15 protein-coding genes are annotated in these 15,467 nt (G+C 66.7%); 7 read left to right on the top strand and 8 right to left on the bottom strand.

Annotated features, from left to right (window positions below; translation table 11 throughout):
• Nucleotides 1-108: 108 nt before the first annotated feature.
• Nucleotides 109-519, top strand: a complete 411-nt coding sequence (locus ACVCL9_RS01065) for a BON domain-containing protein (RefSeq protein WP_395116995.1) — start codon at nt 109-111, stop codon at nt 517-519.
• Nucleotides 520-587: 68 nt separating this feature from the next.
• Here the strand turns inward: ACVCL9_RS01065 and ACVCL9_RS01060 are convergent, their stop codons facing one another.
• Nucleotides 588-1,757, bottom strand: coding sequence for a PilT/PilU family type 4a pilus ATPase (locus ACVCL9_RS01060; protein WP_136256917.1), 1,170 nt, complete (start codon nt 1,755-1,757; stop codon nt 588-590).
• Between the two features lie 147 nt (nt 1,758-1,904).
• Complete coding sequence (locus tag ACVCL9_RS01055; protein WP_395135988.1) at nt 1,905-2,942, bottom strand: type IV pilus twitching motility protein PilT; 1,038 nt, start codon at nt 2,940-2,942, stop codon at nt 1,905-1,907.
• Nucleotides 2,943-3,290: 348 nt separating this feature from the next.
• On the opposite strand from ACVCL9_RS01055, the gene proC reads away from it, so the two are divergent.
• The 3 genes from proC to ACVCL9_RS01040 all read left to right on the top strand — a co-directional run bounded on the left by proC (nt 3,291) and on the right by ACVCL9_RS01040 (nt 7,758).
• On the top strand, nt 3,291-4,115 hold the full coding sequence (gene proC, locus ACVCL9_RS01050; protein ID WP_395116991.1) for a pyrroline-5-carboxylate reductase: 825 nt from the start codon (nt 3,291-3,293) through the stop codon (nt 4,113-4,115).
• Nucleotides 4,112-4,687, top strand: a complete 576-nt coding sequence (locus ACVCL9_RS01045) for a YggT family protein (RefSeq protein WP_447099429.1) — start codon at nt 4,112-4,114, stop codon at nt 4,685-4,687. Before proC ends, ACVCL9_RS01045 begins: the two co-directional genes overlap by 4 nt.
• A 236-nt stretch (nt 4,688-4,923) precedes the next feature.
• A complete protein-coding gene (locus tag ACVCL9_RS01040) occupies nt 4,924-7,758 on the top strand; it encodes a valine--tRNA ligase (RefSeq protein ID WP_447099430.1) in 2,835 nt (944 codons plus the stop codon).
• Nucleotides 7,759-7,809: 51 nt separating this feature from the next.
• On the opposite strand, the gene rimI is transcribed toward ACVCL9_RS01040, so the two are convergent.
• Genes rimI through ACVCL9_RS01025 form a run of 3 tightly spaced genes read right to left on the bottom strand, consistent with a single transcriptional unit; the run spans nt 7,810 to nt 9,542 of the window.
• A complete protein-coding gene (rimI, locus tag ACVCL9_RS01035) occupies nt 7,810-8,292 on the bottom strand; it encodes a ribosomal protein S18-alanine N-acetyltransferase (RefSeq protein WP_395116986.1) in 483 nt (160 codons plus the stop codon).
• Nucleotides 8,293-8,295: 3 nt separating this feature from the next.
• Nucleotides 8,296-8,751 carry a hypothetical protein gene (locus ACVCL9_RS01030; protein WP_447099431.1) on the bottom strand — a complete coding sequence of 152 codons (456 nt, stop codon included), beginning with the start codon at nt 8,749-8,751 and terminating at the stop codon, nt 8,296-8,298.
• A gap of 8 nt (nt 8,752-8,759) precedes the next feature.
• A complete protein-coding gene (locus ACVCL9_RS01025) occupies nt 8,760-9,542 on the bottom strand; it encodes a CDP-alcohol phosphatidyltransferase family protein (protein ID WP_395116982.1) in 783 nt (260 codons plus the stop codon).
• Between the two features lie 109 nt (nt 9,543-9,651).
• Here ACVCL9_RS01025 and ACVCL9_RS01020 point away from each other — a divergent pair, with 109 nt between their 5' ends.
• The 3 genes from ACVCL9_RS01020 to ACVCL9_RS01010 all read left to right on the top strand — a co-directional run bounded on the left by ACVCL9_RS01020 (nt 9,652) and on the right by ACVCL9_RS01010 (nt 12,386).
• A complete protein-coding gene (locus ACVCL9_RS01020; RefSeq protein ID WP_395116980.1) occupies nt 9,652-10,083 on the top strand; it encodes a DUF4124 domain-containing protein in 432 nt (143 codons plus the stop codon).
• A gap of 69 nt (nt 10,084-10,152) precedes the next feature.
• A complete protein-coding gene (locus ACVCL9_RS01015; RefSeq protein WP_395116978.1) occupies nt 10,153-11,853 on the top strand; it encodes a proline--tRNA ligase in 1,701 nt (566 codons plus the stop codon).
• 212 nt (nt 11,854-12,065) lie between these two features.
• A complete protein-coding gene (locus ACVCL9_RS01010) occupies nt 12,066-12,386 on the top strand; it encodes an H-NS histone family protein (protein WP_395116976.1) in 321 nt (106 codons plus the stop codon).
• 270 nt (nt 12,387-12,656) lie between these two features.
• Here ACVCL9_RS01010 and ACVCL9_RS01005 read toward each other — a convergent pair whose 3' ends face one another.
• Genes ACVCL9_RS01005 through ACVCL9_RS00995 form a run of 3 tightly spaced genes read right to left on the bottom strand, consistent with a single transcriptional unit; the run spans nt 12,657 to nt 15,343 of the window.
• A complete protein-coding gene (locus ACVCL9_RS01005) occupies nt 12,657-13,931 on the bottom strand; it encodes a threonine/serine exporter family protein (RefSeq protein ID WP_395116974.1) in 1,275 nt (424 codons plus the stop codon).
• Entirely contained in the window at nt 13,928-14,374 is a 447-nt protein-coding gene (locus tag ACVCL9_RS01000) for an NfeD family protein (protein WP_447099432.1), read from the bottom strand. The genes ACVCL9_RS01005 and ACVCL9_RS01000 overlap by 4 nt, the downstream gene beginning before the upstream one ends.
• A 15-nt stretch (nt 14,375-14,389) precedes the next feature.
• Entirely contained in the window at nt 14,390-15,343 is a 954-nt protein-coding gene (locus tag ACVCL9_RS00995; RefSeq protein WP_210772072.1) for an SPFH domain-containing protein, read from the bottom strand.
• Between the last annotated feature and the right edge of the window lie 124 nt (nt 15,344-15,467).

Genomic DNA, 15,467 nt, shown 5'->3' with positions numbered 1-15,467 from the left:
CGCCTGCGCACATGGCGTTCACTCCGCCGCTGCTGTCATGGCCACAAGGATCGCAAACCCGGCGACCCCGTTGTCACCACCGACAACCCCTTCTCCAAGGAGATTGCCATGCACAACCATCCCGTGATTCGCCGCAGCATGATCGCCGCCGCCCTGACGCTCGCCTTCGCCGCCGTGCCACTCAGCCAAGCCGTGGCAGCGCAGAGCAGCGAGGCCGCCGCGCAGGCATCGGACAACCAGACGGTGCCGGACAAGGCCGCCGACGCATGGATCACCACCAAGGTGAAGACCGAATTCGGCACCACCAAGGGCGTGAGCGCCACCGACATCAACGTGACCACCAACGATGGCGTGGTAACCCTGACCGGCAACGTCGGCAGCGCCAGCGAGAAGATGAACGCGGTGCGCGTGGCGCAGGGCGTCAAGGGAGTGAAGAGCGTCGACGCCTCCGCGCTGGCGATCACCCCCGCCGCCACGAAACACCACGACCGGCCCTCGTCCAGCATGAGCAGCCACTGATCGATCGCGACAACCCGTGAACGGAAAAAGGAGCCGCGAGGCTCCTTTTTCCTTGCCGCAGGATCTGCTCAGCGGTTGAGCAGGTTGCTGCCGCCGAAGCTCTTGTCGTTGGGGTCTTCTTCCAGTTCGACGCCGTCCAGCCCCTGCGACAAGGTGTGCGCGTCGCCACCCTGGGCCAGCTTGATACGCAGGCGCACCTCGTTGGAGCTGTCCGCGTAGCGCAGCGCATCCTCGTAGCTGATCTCGCCGGCGTGGTAGAGCTCGACCAGCGCCTGGTCGAAGGTCTTCATGCCGAGCAGGGTCGACTCCTTCATCAGCTCCTTCAGCTTGTGGATCTCGCCCTGGCGGATGTAGTCCTGCGCCAGCGGCGTGCCCAGCAGCACTTCCACCGCGACCCGACGCGCCTTGCCGTCCGGCGTCGGAATCAGCATCTGCGCCACGATGCCCTTGAGGTTCAGCGACAGGTCCATCAGCAACTGCTGGCGGCGATCCTCCGGGAAGAAATGCAGGATGCGGTCCATCGCCTGGTTGGCGTTGTTCGCATGCAGCGTGCACAGCACCAGGTGGCCGGTCTCGGCGAACGCGATGGCGTGGTCCATGCCCTCGCGGGTGCGGATTTCGCCGATCATGATCACGTCGGGTGCCTGGCGCAGGGTGTTTTTCAGGGCAGCGTCCCAGCTGTCGGTGTCGATGCCGACCTCGCGCTGGGTGATGATGCAGCCCTCGTGCTTGTGCACGTACTCGATCGGGTCCTCGATCGTGATGATGTGCCCTGTCGAGTTGAGGTTGCGGTAGCCGACCATCGCCGCCAGCGAGGTCGATTTGCCCGAACCGGTGGCGCCGACGAAGATGATGATGCCGCGCTTGGTCATCGCCAGCTGCTTGATCACCGGCGGCAGGTTCAGCTCCTCGGTGGTGGGGATCTTCGACTCGATCCGGCGCAACACCATGCCCACGCAGTTGCGCTGGTAGAAGCACGACACGCGGAAACGGCCCACGCCCTGCGCGGAAATCGCGAACTGGCACTCGTGGGTCTTCTCGAACTCCTCGCGCTGGCCCGGCGTCATCACGTTGAGCACCATGTCGCGCGCCTGCTGCACGCTGAGCGGGCTCTGCGTGATCGGCACGATGCGCCCCTGTACCTTCATCGACGGCGCCACGCCGGCCGTGATGAAAAGATCCGATGCCTTCTTGTGCACCATCAGTTTCAGGAACGAGGTGAAATCGAAGTCGCTCATGGCTTTGGGTCCGGGAATAGGGAATGGGGAATAGGGAATAGGGGTTTGAGGCACGCTGCAAATCCGCCGCGGGAAGCCGAGACGTTCAAGCCGAGAGCCGGTGCCGCTGTGCGCTTCTCAACCATTCCCGATTCCCGATTCCCGGCCTCACTTGAAACTGTCCTTGTTCTTGGCGTAGCCCTGCGCCTGCTGGCGCGTCACGACGCCACGCTTGACCAGGTCCAGCAGGCACTGGTCCAGGGTCTGCATGCCGAACTGCTGGCCGGTCTGGATCGACGAGTACATCTGCGCCACCTTGTCCTCGCGGATCAGGTTGCGGATGGCCGGGATGCCGACCATGATCTCGTGCGCCGCGATGCGGCCGCCGCCGACCTTCTTCAGCAGCGACTGCGAAATCACCGCGCGCAGGCTTTCGGACAGCATCGAGCGCACCATCGGCTTCTCGCCGGCGGGGAACACGTCGATGATGCGGTCGATGGTCTTGGCCGCCGAACTTGTATGCACGGTGGCGAACACCAGATGGCCGGTTTCCGCGGCGGTCAGCGCCAGGCGGATGGTTTCCAGGTCGCGCAGCTCGCCGACCAGGATGTAGTCCGGGTCCTCGCGCAGCGCCGAGCGCAGCGCCTCGTTGAAACCATGCGTGTCGCGATGCACCTCGCGCTGGTTGACCAGGCACTTCTGCGAGGTGTGCACGAACTCGATCGGGTCCTCGATCGTGAGCATGTGCCCGTATTCGTTCTTGTTGATGTGGTCGACCATCGCCGCCAGCGTGGTCGACTTGCCCGAGCCGGTCGGGCCGGTCACCAGGATCAGGCCTTGCGGCTGCTCGATCAGCTCCTTGAACACGCGCGGCGCGCCCAGGTCTTCCAGCGTCAGCACCTCGGACGGAATCGTGCGGAACACTGCGCCGGCGCCGCGGTTCTGGGTGAACGCGTTGACGCGGAAGCGCGCCAGGCCGGGGATCTCGAACGAGAAATCGGTCTCGAAGAACTCCTCGTAGTCGCGCCGCTGCTTGTCCGACATGATGTCGTAGATCAGCGAGTGCACCTGCTTGTGCTCGAGCGCGGGGATGTTGATCCGGCGGACGTCGCCGTCGACGCGGATCATCGGCGGCAGGCCGGCGGACAGGTGCAAATCCGAGGCCTTGTTCTTTACCGAGAAGGCAAGCAGTTCGGCAATGTCCATGAAGTCGTTTCCCCTCAACCGATCGTCTGGTGGCATGAATGCGGATGCACAGGGGTCCGGACCGTCGCCGCCAGCCGCCGCCCGGGCACGCAACCGCTGCCCCTGGAACCCTGCGGACCGGCAACCCGAATCCCCCTGTAGCCGCGTCGATACTACTCGCGCAAGCGGCTGTGCGGCCAGCCTTTCCCGCCTATCATGCCGCAACCGCAACGGGGATTTGCGCATCCCGTCGAAAAACGCGAGGTTGCCCCGCCGTCGGCCTCGTCGCGGCGGCGGCGGCGCGTCGTCCGCGCGCCGGCGCGCCGGCTTCCGGTAAGGTAGGCGGCTGCAACGATCAAGGAGTCCTGCATGACACGATTAGCCTTCATCGGCGGCGGCAACATGGCGCGCAGCCTGATCGGCGGCCTGCTGAAGACGGGCGTCGCCTCCGCCACGATCAGCGTCGCCGAGCCCCGCGCCGAGGGGCGCCAGGAGCTGGGCCGCGATTTCGGCATCGCCTGCTACGCGGAGAACCGGCTGGCGGCGGCCGAGGCCGAGGTGATCGTGCTGGCGGTCAAGCCGCAGGTGCTGCCCTCCGTCCATGGCGAGTTGCAGGACATCCTGCAGCGCCAGCGCCCGTTGCTGATCTCGATCGCCGCCGGCGTGCGGCTGGACCAGCTCGAACGCTGGTTCGGCGCGAGCCTGCCGATCGTGCGCTGCATGCCGAACACGCCTGCGCTGATCGGCGCCGGCGCCACGGGTCTGTGCGCCAACGCGCGCGTCAGCCCCGCGCAGAAGGCGCAGGCGCAGCACATTCTGGACGCTGCCGGACTCACCCGCTGGATCGACGACGAAGCCCTGATGGACACCGTCACCGCGATCTCCGGTTCGGCGCCGGCTTATTTTTTCGCCCTGGTGGAAGCGCTGGAAGAAGCCGCCGTGGCCCAGGGCCTGCCGCGCGACACCGCGCGCGCACTGGCCGCGCAGACCTGTTTCGGCGCCGGCCGCATGCTCACCGAGAGCGGCGACGACCCGGCCGTGCTGCGCCAGCGCGTCACCTCGCCGCACGGCACCACCCAGGCCGCGCTGGAGAGCTTCGGCGCGGACGGACTGCCGCGCATCGTGGCCAGAGCCGTGGCCGCGGCCACCCGCCGCGGCGCCGAGCTCGCCGCCGAACTGGACGCGCAGCCGTGAGCTATCTGTTCAACGCACTCTCGATGCTGATCGGCCTGGCGTTCGACGCCGTGGTGATCCTGTTCCTGCTGCGGGTGACTGCCGAAGCCTGCCGCGCCGATTTCAACAACCCGCTGAGCCAGTTCATCTACCGCACCACCAACCCGGTGCTGGCGCCGATCCGCCGCGTGGTGCCGAACTGGGGCAGGATCAACCTTGCCGGCCTGCTGCTGGCGTGGCTGGCGATGCTGCTCAAGCGCCTGCTGCTGTTCGCGCTGGTCGGGGCGATGCCCAACCTTGCCGGTCTGCTGGTGCTGTCGCTTGCCGAGCTGTTCGACTTCGTGCTGCTGTTCTACATCGTGCTCATCTTCGGCTGGTCGCTGCTGAGCATGTTTTCCGTCGATCGCCGCCAGCCGATGCTGCGACTGGTGGAGAAGATCGTCGCCCCGCTGCTGCGTCCGCTGGACGACAAGCTGGTGTTCGGCCAGATCGACTTCGCGCCGATGGCGGTGATCATCGTGCTGTTTCTCGCCCGCATGCTGATCGCCGCGCCGCTGCTGGATCTTGGCGCCGGGCTGGCCGTGGGCGGCTGAGACAAGGGCGGCGGGCAGTGCCCGCCCTACGCTGCCCGTCGTCCGCGAAGGGTTCCCCTCGGCTGTAGGGCGGGCACTGCCCGCCGGCTCTTGTTCGTCCATGCGGGCAACGGCCACACGACACATCACGCCCCAAGGCGGCCCCACCATCTTTGGCCGGCCCCTGCCGGCACCGTACAATCACGGCTTTACCCCACAACAAAAGCGCGCCCCTGCGCGCCAGCGAGCGTTTCCCGATGGAAAAGAGTTTCGAGCCGGCCCGGATCGAGTCGAAGTGGTACGAGCGCTGGGAAGCCAGCGGCGCGTTCAAGCCGAGCGGCCAGGGCGAGCCGTACTGCATCCTGCTGCCGCCGCCGAACGTCACCGGCACGCTGCACATGGGGCATGCGTTCCAGCAGACGGTGATGGACATGCTGGTGCGCTACCAGCGCATGCGCGGCATGAACACGCTGTGGCAGGTCGGCACCGATCACGCCGGCATCGCGACCCAGAAGATCGTGGAGAACCAGCTCGCCGTCGAGGAAAAGACCCGGCATGACCTGGGCCGCGATGCGTTCATCCAGCGGGTCTGGCAGTGGAAGGAGGAGTCCGGCTCCACCATCACCCACCAGATGCGCCGCATCGGCGCCGCGGCCGACTGGTCGCGCGAACGCTTCACCATGGACGAAGGCCTGTCGGCCGCGGTGCGCAAGGTGTTCATCGACTGGTATCGCGCGGGCCTGATCTATCGCGGCAACCGGCTGGTGAACTGGGACCCGGTGCTGGGCACGGCGGTGTCGGATCTCGAAGTGAACAACGTCGAGCGCGACGGCCACATGTGGTCGATCCGCTACATGACCACCGACGGCGCCGCGTCGCTGGTGGTCGCCACCACGCGTCCGGAGACCATGCTGGGCGACGTCGCCGTGGCCGTGCATCCGGAGGACGAGCGTTATGCGCACCTGATCGGCCAGACGCTGCATTTGCCGCTCACCGGCCGGCAGATTCCGGTAATCGCCGACGACTACGTCGACAAGGATTTCGGCACCGGCTGCGTGAAAATCACTCCGGCGCATGACTTCAACGACTACGCCATCGGCCAGCGGCACAAGCTGCCGCCGATCACCATCTTCACGCTGGACGCGAAGGTCAGCGACAACGCGCCGGAGAAGTATCGCGGACTCGATCGCTACGACGCGCGCAAGGCCGTGCTGGCCGATCTCGAAGCCGCCGGCCTGCTGGTCGAAACGAAGGCGCACAAGCTGCAGGTACCGGTGAGCCAGCGTTCCGACGCGGTGATCGAGCCGATGCTGACCGACCAGTGGTTCGTCGACCTCACTTCGGACGTCCAGGCGGATGGCCGCCCGGGCGGCCGCAAGGCGATCACCGAGCCGGCGCTCGATGCCGTGCGTTCGGGCGATATCAGGTTCGTGCCGGAAAACTGGGCGAACACGTATACACAATGGCTGGACAACATCCAGGACTGGTGCATCAGCCGCCAGCTGTGGTGGGGCCATCGCATCCCGGCGTGGTACGACGAGGCCGGCAACATCTTCGTGGGCGAGGACGAGGCCGACGCACGCGCACATGCCGCGACCGTGCCGGTCGGCGCCCTGCGTCAGGACGACGACGTGCTGGACACCTGGTTTTCCTCCGCGCTGTGGCCGTTCTCCACGCTGGGCTGGCCGGCCGATGGCCCGGTGAAGAACGAGCGCGGCGAGGTCGTGGCGAACTGGGCGCAGGACAAGATCTTCCTGCCCAGCGCGGTGCTGGTCACCGGCTTCGACATCATCTTCTTCTGGGTCGCCCGGATGGTGATGACCACGAAGTACTTCACCGGCCAGATACCGTTCCGCGAGGTCTACATCAACGCCATCGTGCGCGATGCGGAAGGCCAGAAGATGTCCAAGTCCAAGGGCAACACGCTGGACCCGCTGGACCTGATCGACGGCATCGCGCTGGAACCGCTGGTGGAGAAATCCACCAAGTCACTGCTGATTCCGCAGGTGCGCGCCAAGGTCGAGAAGCGCATCCGCAAGGACTACCCCGACGGCATCCCGGCGATCGGCACCGATGCGCTGCGTTTCACCTTCGCCGCGCTGGCCAGCTACAGCCGCACGATCAACTTCGACATCAAGCGGGCCGAGGGCTACAAGGCGTTCTGCAACAAGCTGTGGAATGCGGCGCGGTTTGTTCTTTTGAACGCGGGGAACGGGGAATCGGGAATCGGGAATCGGAGAGATCAAAAGCCGGTGACCGAGGCGGAGCGGTGGATTCTGACGCGGCTCAAGCAGACGCTGGACGAGGTCGAGCGGCACTTTGTCAGCTATCGTTTCGATCATCTGGCGCAAGCGCTGTACGAGTTCGTCTGGAACGAGTACTGCGACTGGTTCCTGGAACTGGCCAAGCCGGCGCTCAACGGCGACGACGCGGCGGCTGCCGCGTCCACCCGCCACACCTTGCTGGTGGTGCTGGAAAGCGTGCTGCGTGCGCTGCATCCGGTGATCCCGTTCATCACCGAGGAAATATGGGCGTCAGTGGCGCCGGTGCTCGGCCTCAGCGAAAGCAGCCTGCTGCAACGACCCTGGCCACGCGCCGAAGACATCACCGCCGACGATGCGGCCACGACCGAGATCGAATGGTTCAAGAACGTGCTCTCCGGCATCCGCCGGATCCGTTCGGAGATGAATATCCCGCCCGGCAAGACGATCCCGCTGTTGCTCGCAGACGGCGACTCCGGCGATCGTGCGCGGGTGGCAAAGTTTGCCGCACAAATCGCCTTCCTCGCCCGCGTCGAGACTCCGCAGTGGATCGCTGCTGGCGCCGACGAACCCGCCGCCGCGGCCGCCGTGGTCGGCACGTTGCGCGTGCTGATCCCGCTGGCCGGGCTGATCGACGTGGCCGCCGAGAAAGCGCGCCTGGCCAAGGAAATCGGCCGCATCGAGGTCGAGATCAGGAAATGCGAAGGCAAGCTCGGCAACGCGAACTTCGTCGCCAATGCGCCGGCCGAGGTCGTGGCACAAGAGCGCCAGCGCATCGCCGACTGGAACACCACGCTGGGCGCGCTGCGCGAGCAGGCCGGCAAGCTGTAGCGCGGGCACCGCCGCACGCCGCCTCGGGCTTTTTGGCGATCGGGTTCTTGCCTATTTCTCGATATGGCCTGCGGCCATATCGAGCGCCATCACGATCGCGTCCTCGCGTCCGTCGCGTGCCGGGTAATAGCGCGGGCGCCTTCCGATTTCGTGGAAGCCCACCGACTCGTACAAGGCTTTCGCGCCCGGGTTGGACGGGCGCACTTCGAGGAAGAGTCGCTCGGCCCGGTTCCAGCGCGCCACGTCGAGCAGGCGCATCAGCAGATGCCGGCCGAGACCGCGGCCGCGATGCTCCGGGCCGATGCACAAATTGAGCAAGTGCGCCTCGCCGGCGCCGGTCGAGAGAATGCCGTAGCCGGCCACGCTGCCATCCACGCACAGAACCCAGCACGAATGCCCTGCCCGCACGCAATCGCCGAAGATGCCGGGCGACCACGGGAATTCGTACGAGGCGTTCTCCAGCGCGCTGACTGCGGCCAGATCATCCAGGTACATGCCGCGCACCTGGATCGCCGCCTTCGGCACGGCGACCATCGTTCAGGCTCCCGCGCTGGCCAGGGCACGGCGCACGCTGCGCAGCGCGTTCCACAGCCGACGCTTGGCCGTCGCGTCGGCCAGCACCAGCTTCGGCTCATCGGCAAGCACAATCAGCGCCTGGCTCATCACTGCCGCCGGCAAGGCGCGGCCGAGTGCATGCGCCTGCGCATCGCCGAACACCAGGTAGGCGCGCGCCGCCGGCACCGATGACGCCAGTTGGCCACCTTGCACGCTGATGCGCGCCGCGCGCGCCAGCGCCGCACCGCCGGCATGCAGCGCGCGGCCCAGCAGGTCGAGCTCGCGGGCGTTGCACGACGCCGGCAGGATCACCACGCAGGCCACGTCGGCGTCGCCCAGCTCCGGCTCGGCCATGGCCGGCACAACTTTCGCCACGCGGCGAACCCACGGCGTCAGCCCCAGCGCGTGCAGGACGCGGGCGCGGTGGGCGGCAGGCATGGGCGCGTTCATCTGGCGGAGTGCCGTGCACGGCGCCGATGCGCGATCCGCGCCGCGATGGTCCACACCGGCCCGGACAACAGGTACACGGTGAAACCCGCCAGCAGCACCCGCGCCGGCGCCAGATACAGCAAGGCAAGCAGCAGCACCGCCACCACCATCCAGGCGAACGGCACGTTGCCGCGCTCGCCCATCGGCAGCGACTTGAAACTGAAATAGCGGAAGCGGCTGACCATCAGCAGGCCGGTGACCACCACGATCGCCGCGCTGGCGAAGGCCAGCTCGGCGCCGCTCCAGCCGGCCTTCTCCATGGTCCACACGAACGACATGTTCACCGCCGCCGCGGCCGGACTGGCCAGGCCCTGGAAATAGCGCTTGTCGGCCACCCCTGCCTGGGTATTGAAGCGCGCCAGCCGCAGCGCGGCGCAGGCGGCATAGATGAACGCGCACGCCCAGCCCAGCTTGCCCCACAGCGGCCCCACGTCGCGCAGCGCCGACAGCGACCACGTGTACATCACCAGCGCCGGCGCGAGGCCGAAGCTGACCAGGTCCGACAAGGAGTCGTACTGCACGCCGAACTCGGTCTGCGTGCCGGTCATGCGCGCCACGCGCCCATCCATGCCGTCGAGCACCGCCGCCAGGAACACCGCGATGGCCGCCTCGACGTAATGGCCGCCGATGCTGGAAATGATCGCGTAGAACCCGGCGAACATCGCCGCCGTGGTGAACAGGTTCGGCAACAGGTAAATGCCGCGGTGCCGGGGCGGTTGAACGGGCATGGGTGGACTCATGAAGCAGGATCGTGACGGAGTAGGCGCAGTGTAAACCATTGCCTGCTTGAGTCCGGGGCGCCGGAGTGATAACAAGGAACGACTGATTTTCCCCTGTCCGGAGACCCCCATGCGCCGTTCGCTGATTGTCGTGGCACTGCTGCTGTTTGCCCCGTTGTGTGCCGCGCAGGTCTACAAGTGGACCGACGCCAGCGGCACCGTGCACTACTCCGAGGCGCCGCCGACGCAGGGGGTCAAGTACAGCAAGGTCACCACGACCGGCACGGTGGAGCCGCTGGTCAAGCCGGCCGAACGAAGCAATCCGGAGGACGTCGCGGGCGGCAGCAACGAGCCCGCCGTCGCGCCGAAGACCATGGCCGACACCCCGGAGAACCGCAAATCGCTGTGCGCCTCGCTGCAGTCCAACCTGGCGACCCTGCAGGGCAGCGGTCCAGTGGTGATGGAGAAGGATGGCAAGCCCAACGCACTGGACGCCTCGCAACGCCAGCAACAGATCGCCACCGCCCAGGCCCAGTACGACCAGTACTGCCAGGGCAAGTAAGCCCCCGGGCCGCACTCCGGCGGCGGTGGCGCCGCTACAATGGGCGCTTTACACGCCGGAATCGCCCGCATGCGCCTCAGCCAATTCCACCTGGCCACCGTCAAGGAAGTCCCTGCCGACGCCGAGATCGCCAGCCATCGCCTGATGCTGCGCGCCGGCATGATCCGCCGGCTGGCTTCCGGCCTGTACACCTGGAGTCCGCTGGGCCTGCGCGTGTTGCGCAAGGTCGAGCGCATCGTGCGCGAGGAAATGGATCGCGCCGGCGCGATCGAATTGCTGATGCCGACCATCCAGCCGCGTGAACTCTGGGAGGAAACCGGTCGCTGGGCGAAATTCGGCCCGCAGCTGCTGAAGATCCGCGACCGCAAGGAGCAGGAATTCTGCTATGCGCCGACCGCCGAGGAAGTGATTACCGATTACGCCCGCAACGAGCTGAAAAGCTACAAGCAGCTGCCGGTCAATTTCTACCAGATCCAGACCAAGTTCCGCGACGAGATCCGCCCGCGTTTCGGCGTGATGCGCGCGCGCGAATTCCTTATGAAGGATGCCTATTCATTCCATCTCGGGCAGGAGTCGCTGGCGGAAACCTACGCCGCGATGTACCAGGCCTATGTGCGCATTTTCACCCGCCTCGGCCTGAGCTTCCGCGCGGTGCAGGCCGACACCGGCGCCATCGGCGGCAATGCCAGCCATGAATTCCAGGTGCTGGCCGATTCGGGCGAGGACGCGATCGCGTTTTCCGACGGCTCCGACTATGCCGCCAACCTCGAGAAAGCCGAAGCGCTGCCCCCGTCCGTCGAACGCCCTGCGCCCGCCGCCGGCCTGCAGCGCGCGGACACGCCGACCCAGAAAACCATCGCCGACGTCGCCGCCTTCCTGAAAGTGGAACCGCGGCAATGCGTGAAGACCCTGCTGGTGCGCGGCGTCGAAGGGCTGGTCGCGCTGTGCCTGCGCGGCGACCACGAACTCAACGAGGTCAAGGCCGGCAAGCTGGCCGAGCTGCCGGGCGAGATGGTGCTCGCCGGCGAAGAGGAAATCCGCGCCGCCTGCGGCACGCGCCCCGGGTTCATCGGCCCGGTCGGCCTGCCCGATTCCATCCCCGTGATCGTCGATCGCGACGCCGCCGTACTGGCCGACTTCGTCTGCGGCGGCAATGCCGACGGCGTGCACTGCACCGGCGCCAACTGGGAGCGCGACGCGCGCATCAGCCGCATCGCCGACCTGCGCAACGTGGTCGAGGGCGATGCCTCGCCCGACGGCCACGGCGAACTGCACCTGGCCCGCGGCATCGAAGTGGGCCACGTGTTCCAGCTGGGGACGAAGTATGCCGACGCCCTGCGCGCCACCGTGATCGACGAAGGCGGCAAGGCCCAGGTGATGGCCATGGGTTGCTACGGCATCGGGATCAGCCGCATCGTCGCCGCCGCCATCGAGCAGCGCCATGACGACGCGGGCATCATCTGGCCCGAGGCGATGGCGCCGTGGCGGGTGGCGGTGTGCGTGATCAACCCGAAGAACGCCTCCGCCGCGGTCAACGAGGCCGCCGAGGCGCTGTACCAGGCACTCGTCCAGCGCGGCATCGAAACCGTGCTGGACGATCGCGGCCTGCGTCCCGGCAACATGTTCGCCGACATGGAGTTGATCGGCATCCCCCATCGCGTGGTGGTGAGCGAACGCGGGCTGGCCGCCGGCACGCTGGAATATCGCGGCCGCGAGGACAGCGAGAGCCGCACGTTGAGCCAGGATGAGTTGTTCGCACTGCTGGCCTGATTAATGAAACCGGCGGGTTTCGAATATCGGTACATTTGCCCTTGCAACCCTGTTTCATAATCGTTTCGAATATGAACTGTGACGCGCGTCGGGGAGTTTGGCGCTTTACAAATGTTTGTCCGATCATGGAGAATCCCCACTGGCCGGCATTCACCATGCCCGCATTGCCTCGATAATGGGGCATGATTCGTCACCCTCACCGGAGTCCGTCCATGGCCGTCGATATCAAGAATCTCAACCACAATCAGCTCAACGATCTCATCAGCAAGGCACAAATCCGTCAGGACGAATTGCGCAAGGAGAAGGTCGTCAAGCTGCGCGAGAAGGTCCACGCGCTGATCAAGGCCGAGGGTTATTCGTTCGAGGACATTTTCGGCGGTGCCCGCAAGAGCAAGCGCGCCGGCGCCAAGGTTGCCCCGAAGTATCGCAACCCGGCCAACCCGGCGCAGACCTGGTCCGGCCGCGGCAAGCGTCCGCACTGGTTCAACGACGCGCTGAAGGCGGGCAAGAAGGAAAAGGACCTGACGATCTGATCGCCGTCCCCACGCCATGGAAACAGCGCCGGCCTCGCGCCGGCGCTTTTTTTTGGCTTGAACTATGCGACGTCCATTCGCCGCGCAAGGCTCATGCGGACGCAACGCAAAGGTAGGTCAGGAAGGCGCGGCTCTTGATCTTGCCGGGGCCAGGAGCACCCTCCTCAATCCTCCCCTGCTTCAAAGGGGAGGAGGCGAAGGTGCCGCGCGGGTTCGTCTCCCGTGATGAACCGGGTGGCGTGAAGTCCGGCTAGCCCGGTCGCTTTTGTTTTACAGAGAGCGCCGCGGCGAAATCAGCAAGTCGCCGAACATCAGCCCCGCCACCAGCGACACCAGCAGGGTGACCAGCAGCAAGCCGGCGTCCAGGCCGAGCGAGGTGTCGCGTTCGAGCAGGAACGACATGCTGCGGAAGCCCACGCTGCCCGGCACCAGCAACAGGATGCCCGGTTCGCGGATTACCGCGCCGGGCCGATGCGCATAGCGCGCGTAGACGTTGGCCAGCGCGCCCAGCAGCAAGCCGCCCAGGAACACGCCTACCGGCGCGCCCGGCAACGAGGTGGAGATCTCGCCACCCCAGCGCGTGGCCAGATAACCCACCACCACCGCCGCGATCACTGCCGGCCAGTCGCGCCGGGCGGCGCGGAACAGGATCGCGAAGGCGATCGCGGCGACCAGCAGCACCGGGTAATCGGTCCATGATGGCAGCGGCGGCAAGGCGAAATCGCGCGCAGTGATGCCGAGTGCGCTGCACAACTCGGTCGCGGCGATGACCCCGAAAGTGAGCTTGAGCAGGGTCGCCATCGCGCCGCCCATGCGCGCCATGCCGGAAACCAGGTGCTGGCTGGAGATCTCGCGCACGGCGGTGGTCAGCGACATGCCGGGGATCAGGATGATCAGGCTGGCCAGCACCACCGACTTGATCGCCAGCGGCACGATGAAGGCGCTGACCAGGATCGCCACCATGGTCGCCACCAGCGCACTGATTGCATCGCTGGCCGCCGCCAGCTGCGGCCGCACGGCAGCCGCCAGGGTGATGCAGCCGATGATCGTGCCGATCACCGCCGCGACCACCAGGTCCACCCACGAGCTGTGCAGGAACAGCGCCGCAATCGAAGCCGCGGACAAGCCGTAGCTGGCGATCAGGCCGATTTTCTCGCGTCGGCTGTCCGGCCGACCCAGCTCGCGCAGCAGGCGAAAGCCTTCGCGCAGGCCCAGCTCGCCGGCGATCGCGCGGTCGGCGATGTCGTCGGCCTGGCACAGCCGTTCCAGGTTCACCTCGCCCGGCGGCAGCCGCACCACCTGGGTGGTCGTCGCCACGCGCTCCTCGCCCTGGGCGAGGTCGGCGAAGGAAATGATGACCGCGGTAGGGCTGGACCACACGTCGGCGGACAAGCCCAGCCGCTGCGCCACGCCGGCCACGGCCATCTCCAGTCGCGGCGCGGTGGTGCCGTACTGGTGCAGGCGCCGCGCCAGCTCCAGCACGAACGCCATGCGCGTGTTCAGCGCGGTGGTGGCGAATTGCTGCTGGCTGATGGTGCCGCTCATGCCACCGCGCGCACCTGCAGGGTGGAACCATCGACGGCAACCACTTCCACGATGGCGCCCAACGGCAGGTCCGGCCCGTTGACCAGCCACTGGCCGTCGCCCACGCGGGCCTTGCCGCGACCATTGACGATCGCCTCGATCAGCTCATAACGCTGGCCGATCATCTGCTCGGCGCGACGGTTGAGGCGTTCGCTGCCCGGCACGCGACGCTCCAGCTTCGGCCGCAGCCAGCGCGCGTAGGCCACGCAGAAGGCGAATGCGAGCAGGCCGAACACGATCGCCTGCGCCAGCAGGCCCAGCGTCGGCACGGCCCACAGCAGCACGCCCATCGCCGCCGCGGCCAGGCCGATCCACAGCAGGAAATAGCCCGGCAGCAGCAGCTCGCCGGCAATCAGCAGCAGCGCCAGGATCCACCACAGGTAATGCACGGCAAGTTGCCACATGGTCGAGGACTCCACTCAGCGCAGCGGCGGCACCGGCGCGGCCGCCGGGCGCTGCTGCTGGGTGAGGGATTCCTTGGCCAGTTCGGCGATGCCGGCCATCGCGCCGATCACGCCGGTGGCCTCGATCGGCAGCAGCAGCATCTTCTGGTTGGGCGAATTGGCCATTTCCTTCAGCGCGCCGATGTAGTTGTTGGCGACGAAATAGTTCAGCGCATTGATGTTGCCGCCGGCGATCGCGTCGGAGACCATCGTGGTGGCCTTGGCCTCGGCCTCGGCGGTGCGCTCACGCGCCTCGGCGGCGCGGAACGCGGCCTCCTTCTCACCCTCGGCAGAGAGGATCGCCGATTGCTTCTCGCCCTCGGCCTTGAGAATCGCCGCCTGGCGGAAGCCCTCGGCGTCGAGGATGTTGGCGCGCTTCTCGCGCTCGGCCTTCATCTGCCGTGCCATCGCGTCGATCAGGTCGCGCGGCGGCGAGATGTCCTTGATCTCGATGCGGTTGACCTTGACGCCCCACGGGTGGGTCGCCTCGTCCACCACGCGCAGCAGGCGGGCGTTGATCTCGTCGCGCTTGCTCAGGCTTTCGTCCAGGTCCATCGAGCCGAGCACGGTGCGGATGTTGGTCATCACCAGCGCCAGCGAGGCCTGCTCCAGATTGGCCACTTCATAGGCCGCCTTGGCCGCATCCAGCACCTGGTAGAACACCACGCCGTCGACACGCACCACCGCGTTGTCCTTGGTGATGACGTCCTGCGAGGGCACGTCCAGCACCTGCTCCATCATGTTCATCTTGTGCCCGATCGCCTGGTAGATCGGGATCAGGAAATGCAGCCCCGGGCTCAACGTGCCGGTGTACTTGCCGAACGTCTCCACCGTCCATTCGTAACCCTGCGGCACGATGCGCACCAGCTTGACGATGCCGATGACGACCACGACCAGGATGACCAGCGCCAGCAGTTGTGCGATACCCATGAAGCTCTCCCCTTTCCGTGAAGATGTCAGTATAGGCGAGCGCAGCGCCGTCGAGCGGGCCGGACCATGGCGTCATGGAACGATCATCACGACCGCGGCCGGGCAGCCCGGCGCTGTCATCGTC

The sequence above is a fragment of the Rhodanobacter sp. UC4438_H5 genome (assembly GCF_052978405.1).
This window is presented reverse-complemented; position numbering and strand designations above follow the sequence as displayed.

What these genes read in the sequence shown, in the direction of transcription:
- ACVCL9_RS01065 (WP_395116995.1), top strand. Translation starts at nt 109, where the DNA reads ATGCACAACCATCCCGTGATTCGCCGCAGCATGATCGCCGCCGCCCTG.
- ACVCL9_RS01060 (WP_136256917.1), bottom strand. Translation starts at nt 1,757, where the DNA reads ATGAGCGACTTCGATTTCACCTCGTTCCTGAAACTGATGGTGCACAAG.
- ACVCL9_RS01055 (WP_395135988.1), bottom strand. Translation starts at nt 2,942, where the DNA reads ATGGACATTGCCGAACTGCTTGCCTTCTCGGTAAAGAACAAGGCCTCG.
- proC (WP_395116991.1), top strand. Translation starts at nt 3,291, where the DNA reads ATGACACGATTAGCCTTCATCGGCGGCGGCAACATGGCGCGCAGCCTG.
- ACVCL9_RS01040 (WP_447099430.1), top strand. Translation starts at nt 4,924, where the DNA reads ATGGAAAAGAGTTTCGAGCCGGCCCGGATCGAGTCGAAGTGGTACGAG.
- rimI (WP_395116986.1), bottom strand. Translation starts at nt 8,292, where the DNA reads ATGGTCGCCGTGCCGAAGGCGGCGATCCAGGTGCGCGGCATGTACCTG.
- ACVCL9_RS01030 (WP_447099431.1), bottom strand. Translation starts at nt 8,751, where the DNA reads ATGCCTGCCGCCCACCGCGCCCGCGTCCTGCACGCGCTGGGGCTGACG.
- ACVCL9_RS01025 (WP_395116982.1), bottom strand. Translation starts at nt 9,542, where the DNA reads ATGAGTCCACCCATGCCCGTTCAACCGCCCCGGCACCGCGGCATTTAC.
- ACVCL9_RS01020 (WP_395116980.1), top strand. Translation starts at nt 9,652, where the DNA reads ATGCGCCGTTCGCTGATTGTCGTGGCACTGCTGCTGTTTGCCCCGTTG.
- ACVCL9_RS01015 (WP_395116978.1), top strand. Translation starts at nt 10,153, where the DNA reads ATGCGCCTCAGCCAATTCCACCTGGCCACCGTCAAGGAAGTCCCTGCC.
- ACVCL9_RS01010 (WP_395116976.1), top strand. Translation starts at nt 12,066, where the DNA reads ATGGCCGTCGATATCAAGAATCTCAACCACAATCAGCTCAACGATCTC.
- ACVCL9_RS01005 (WP_395116974.1), bottom strand. Translation starts at nt 13,931, where the DNA reads ATGAGCGGCACCATCAGCCAGCAGCAATTCGCCACCACCGCGCTGAAC.
- ACVCL9_RS01000 (WP_447099432.1), bottom strand. Translation starts at nt 14,374, where the DNA reads ATGTGGCAACTTGCCGTGCATTACCTGTGGTGGATCCTGGCGCTGCTG.
- ACVCL9_RS00995 (WP_210772072.1), bottom strand. Translation starts at nt 15,343, where the DNA reads ATGGGTATCGCACAACTGCTGGCGCTGGTCATCCTGGTCGTGGTCGTC.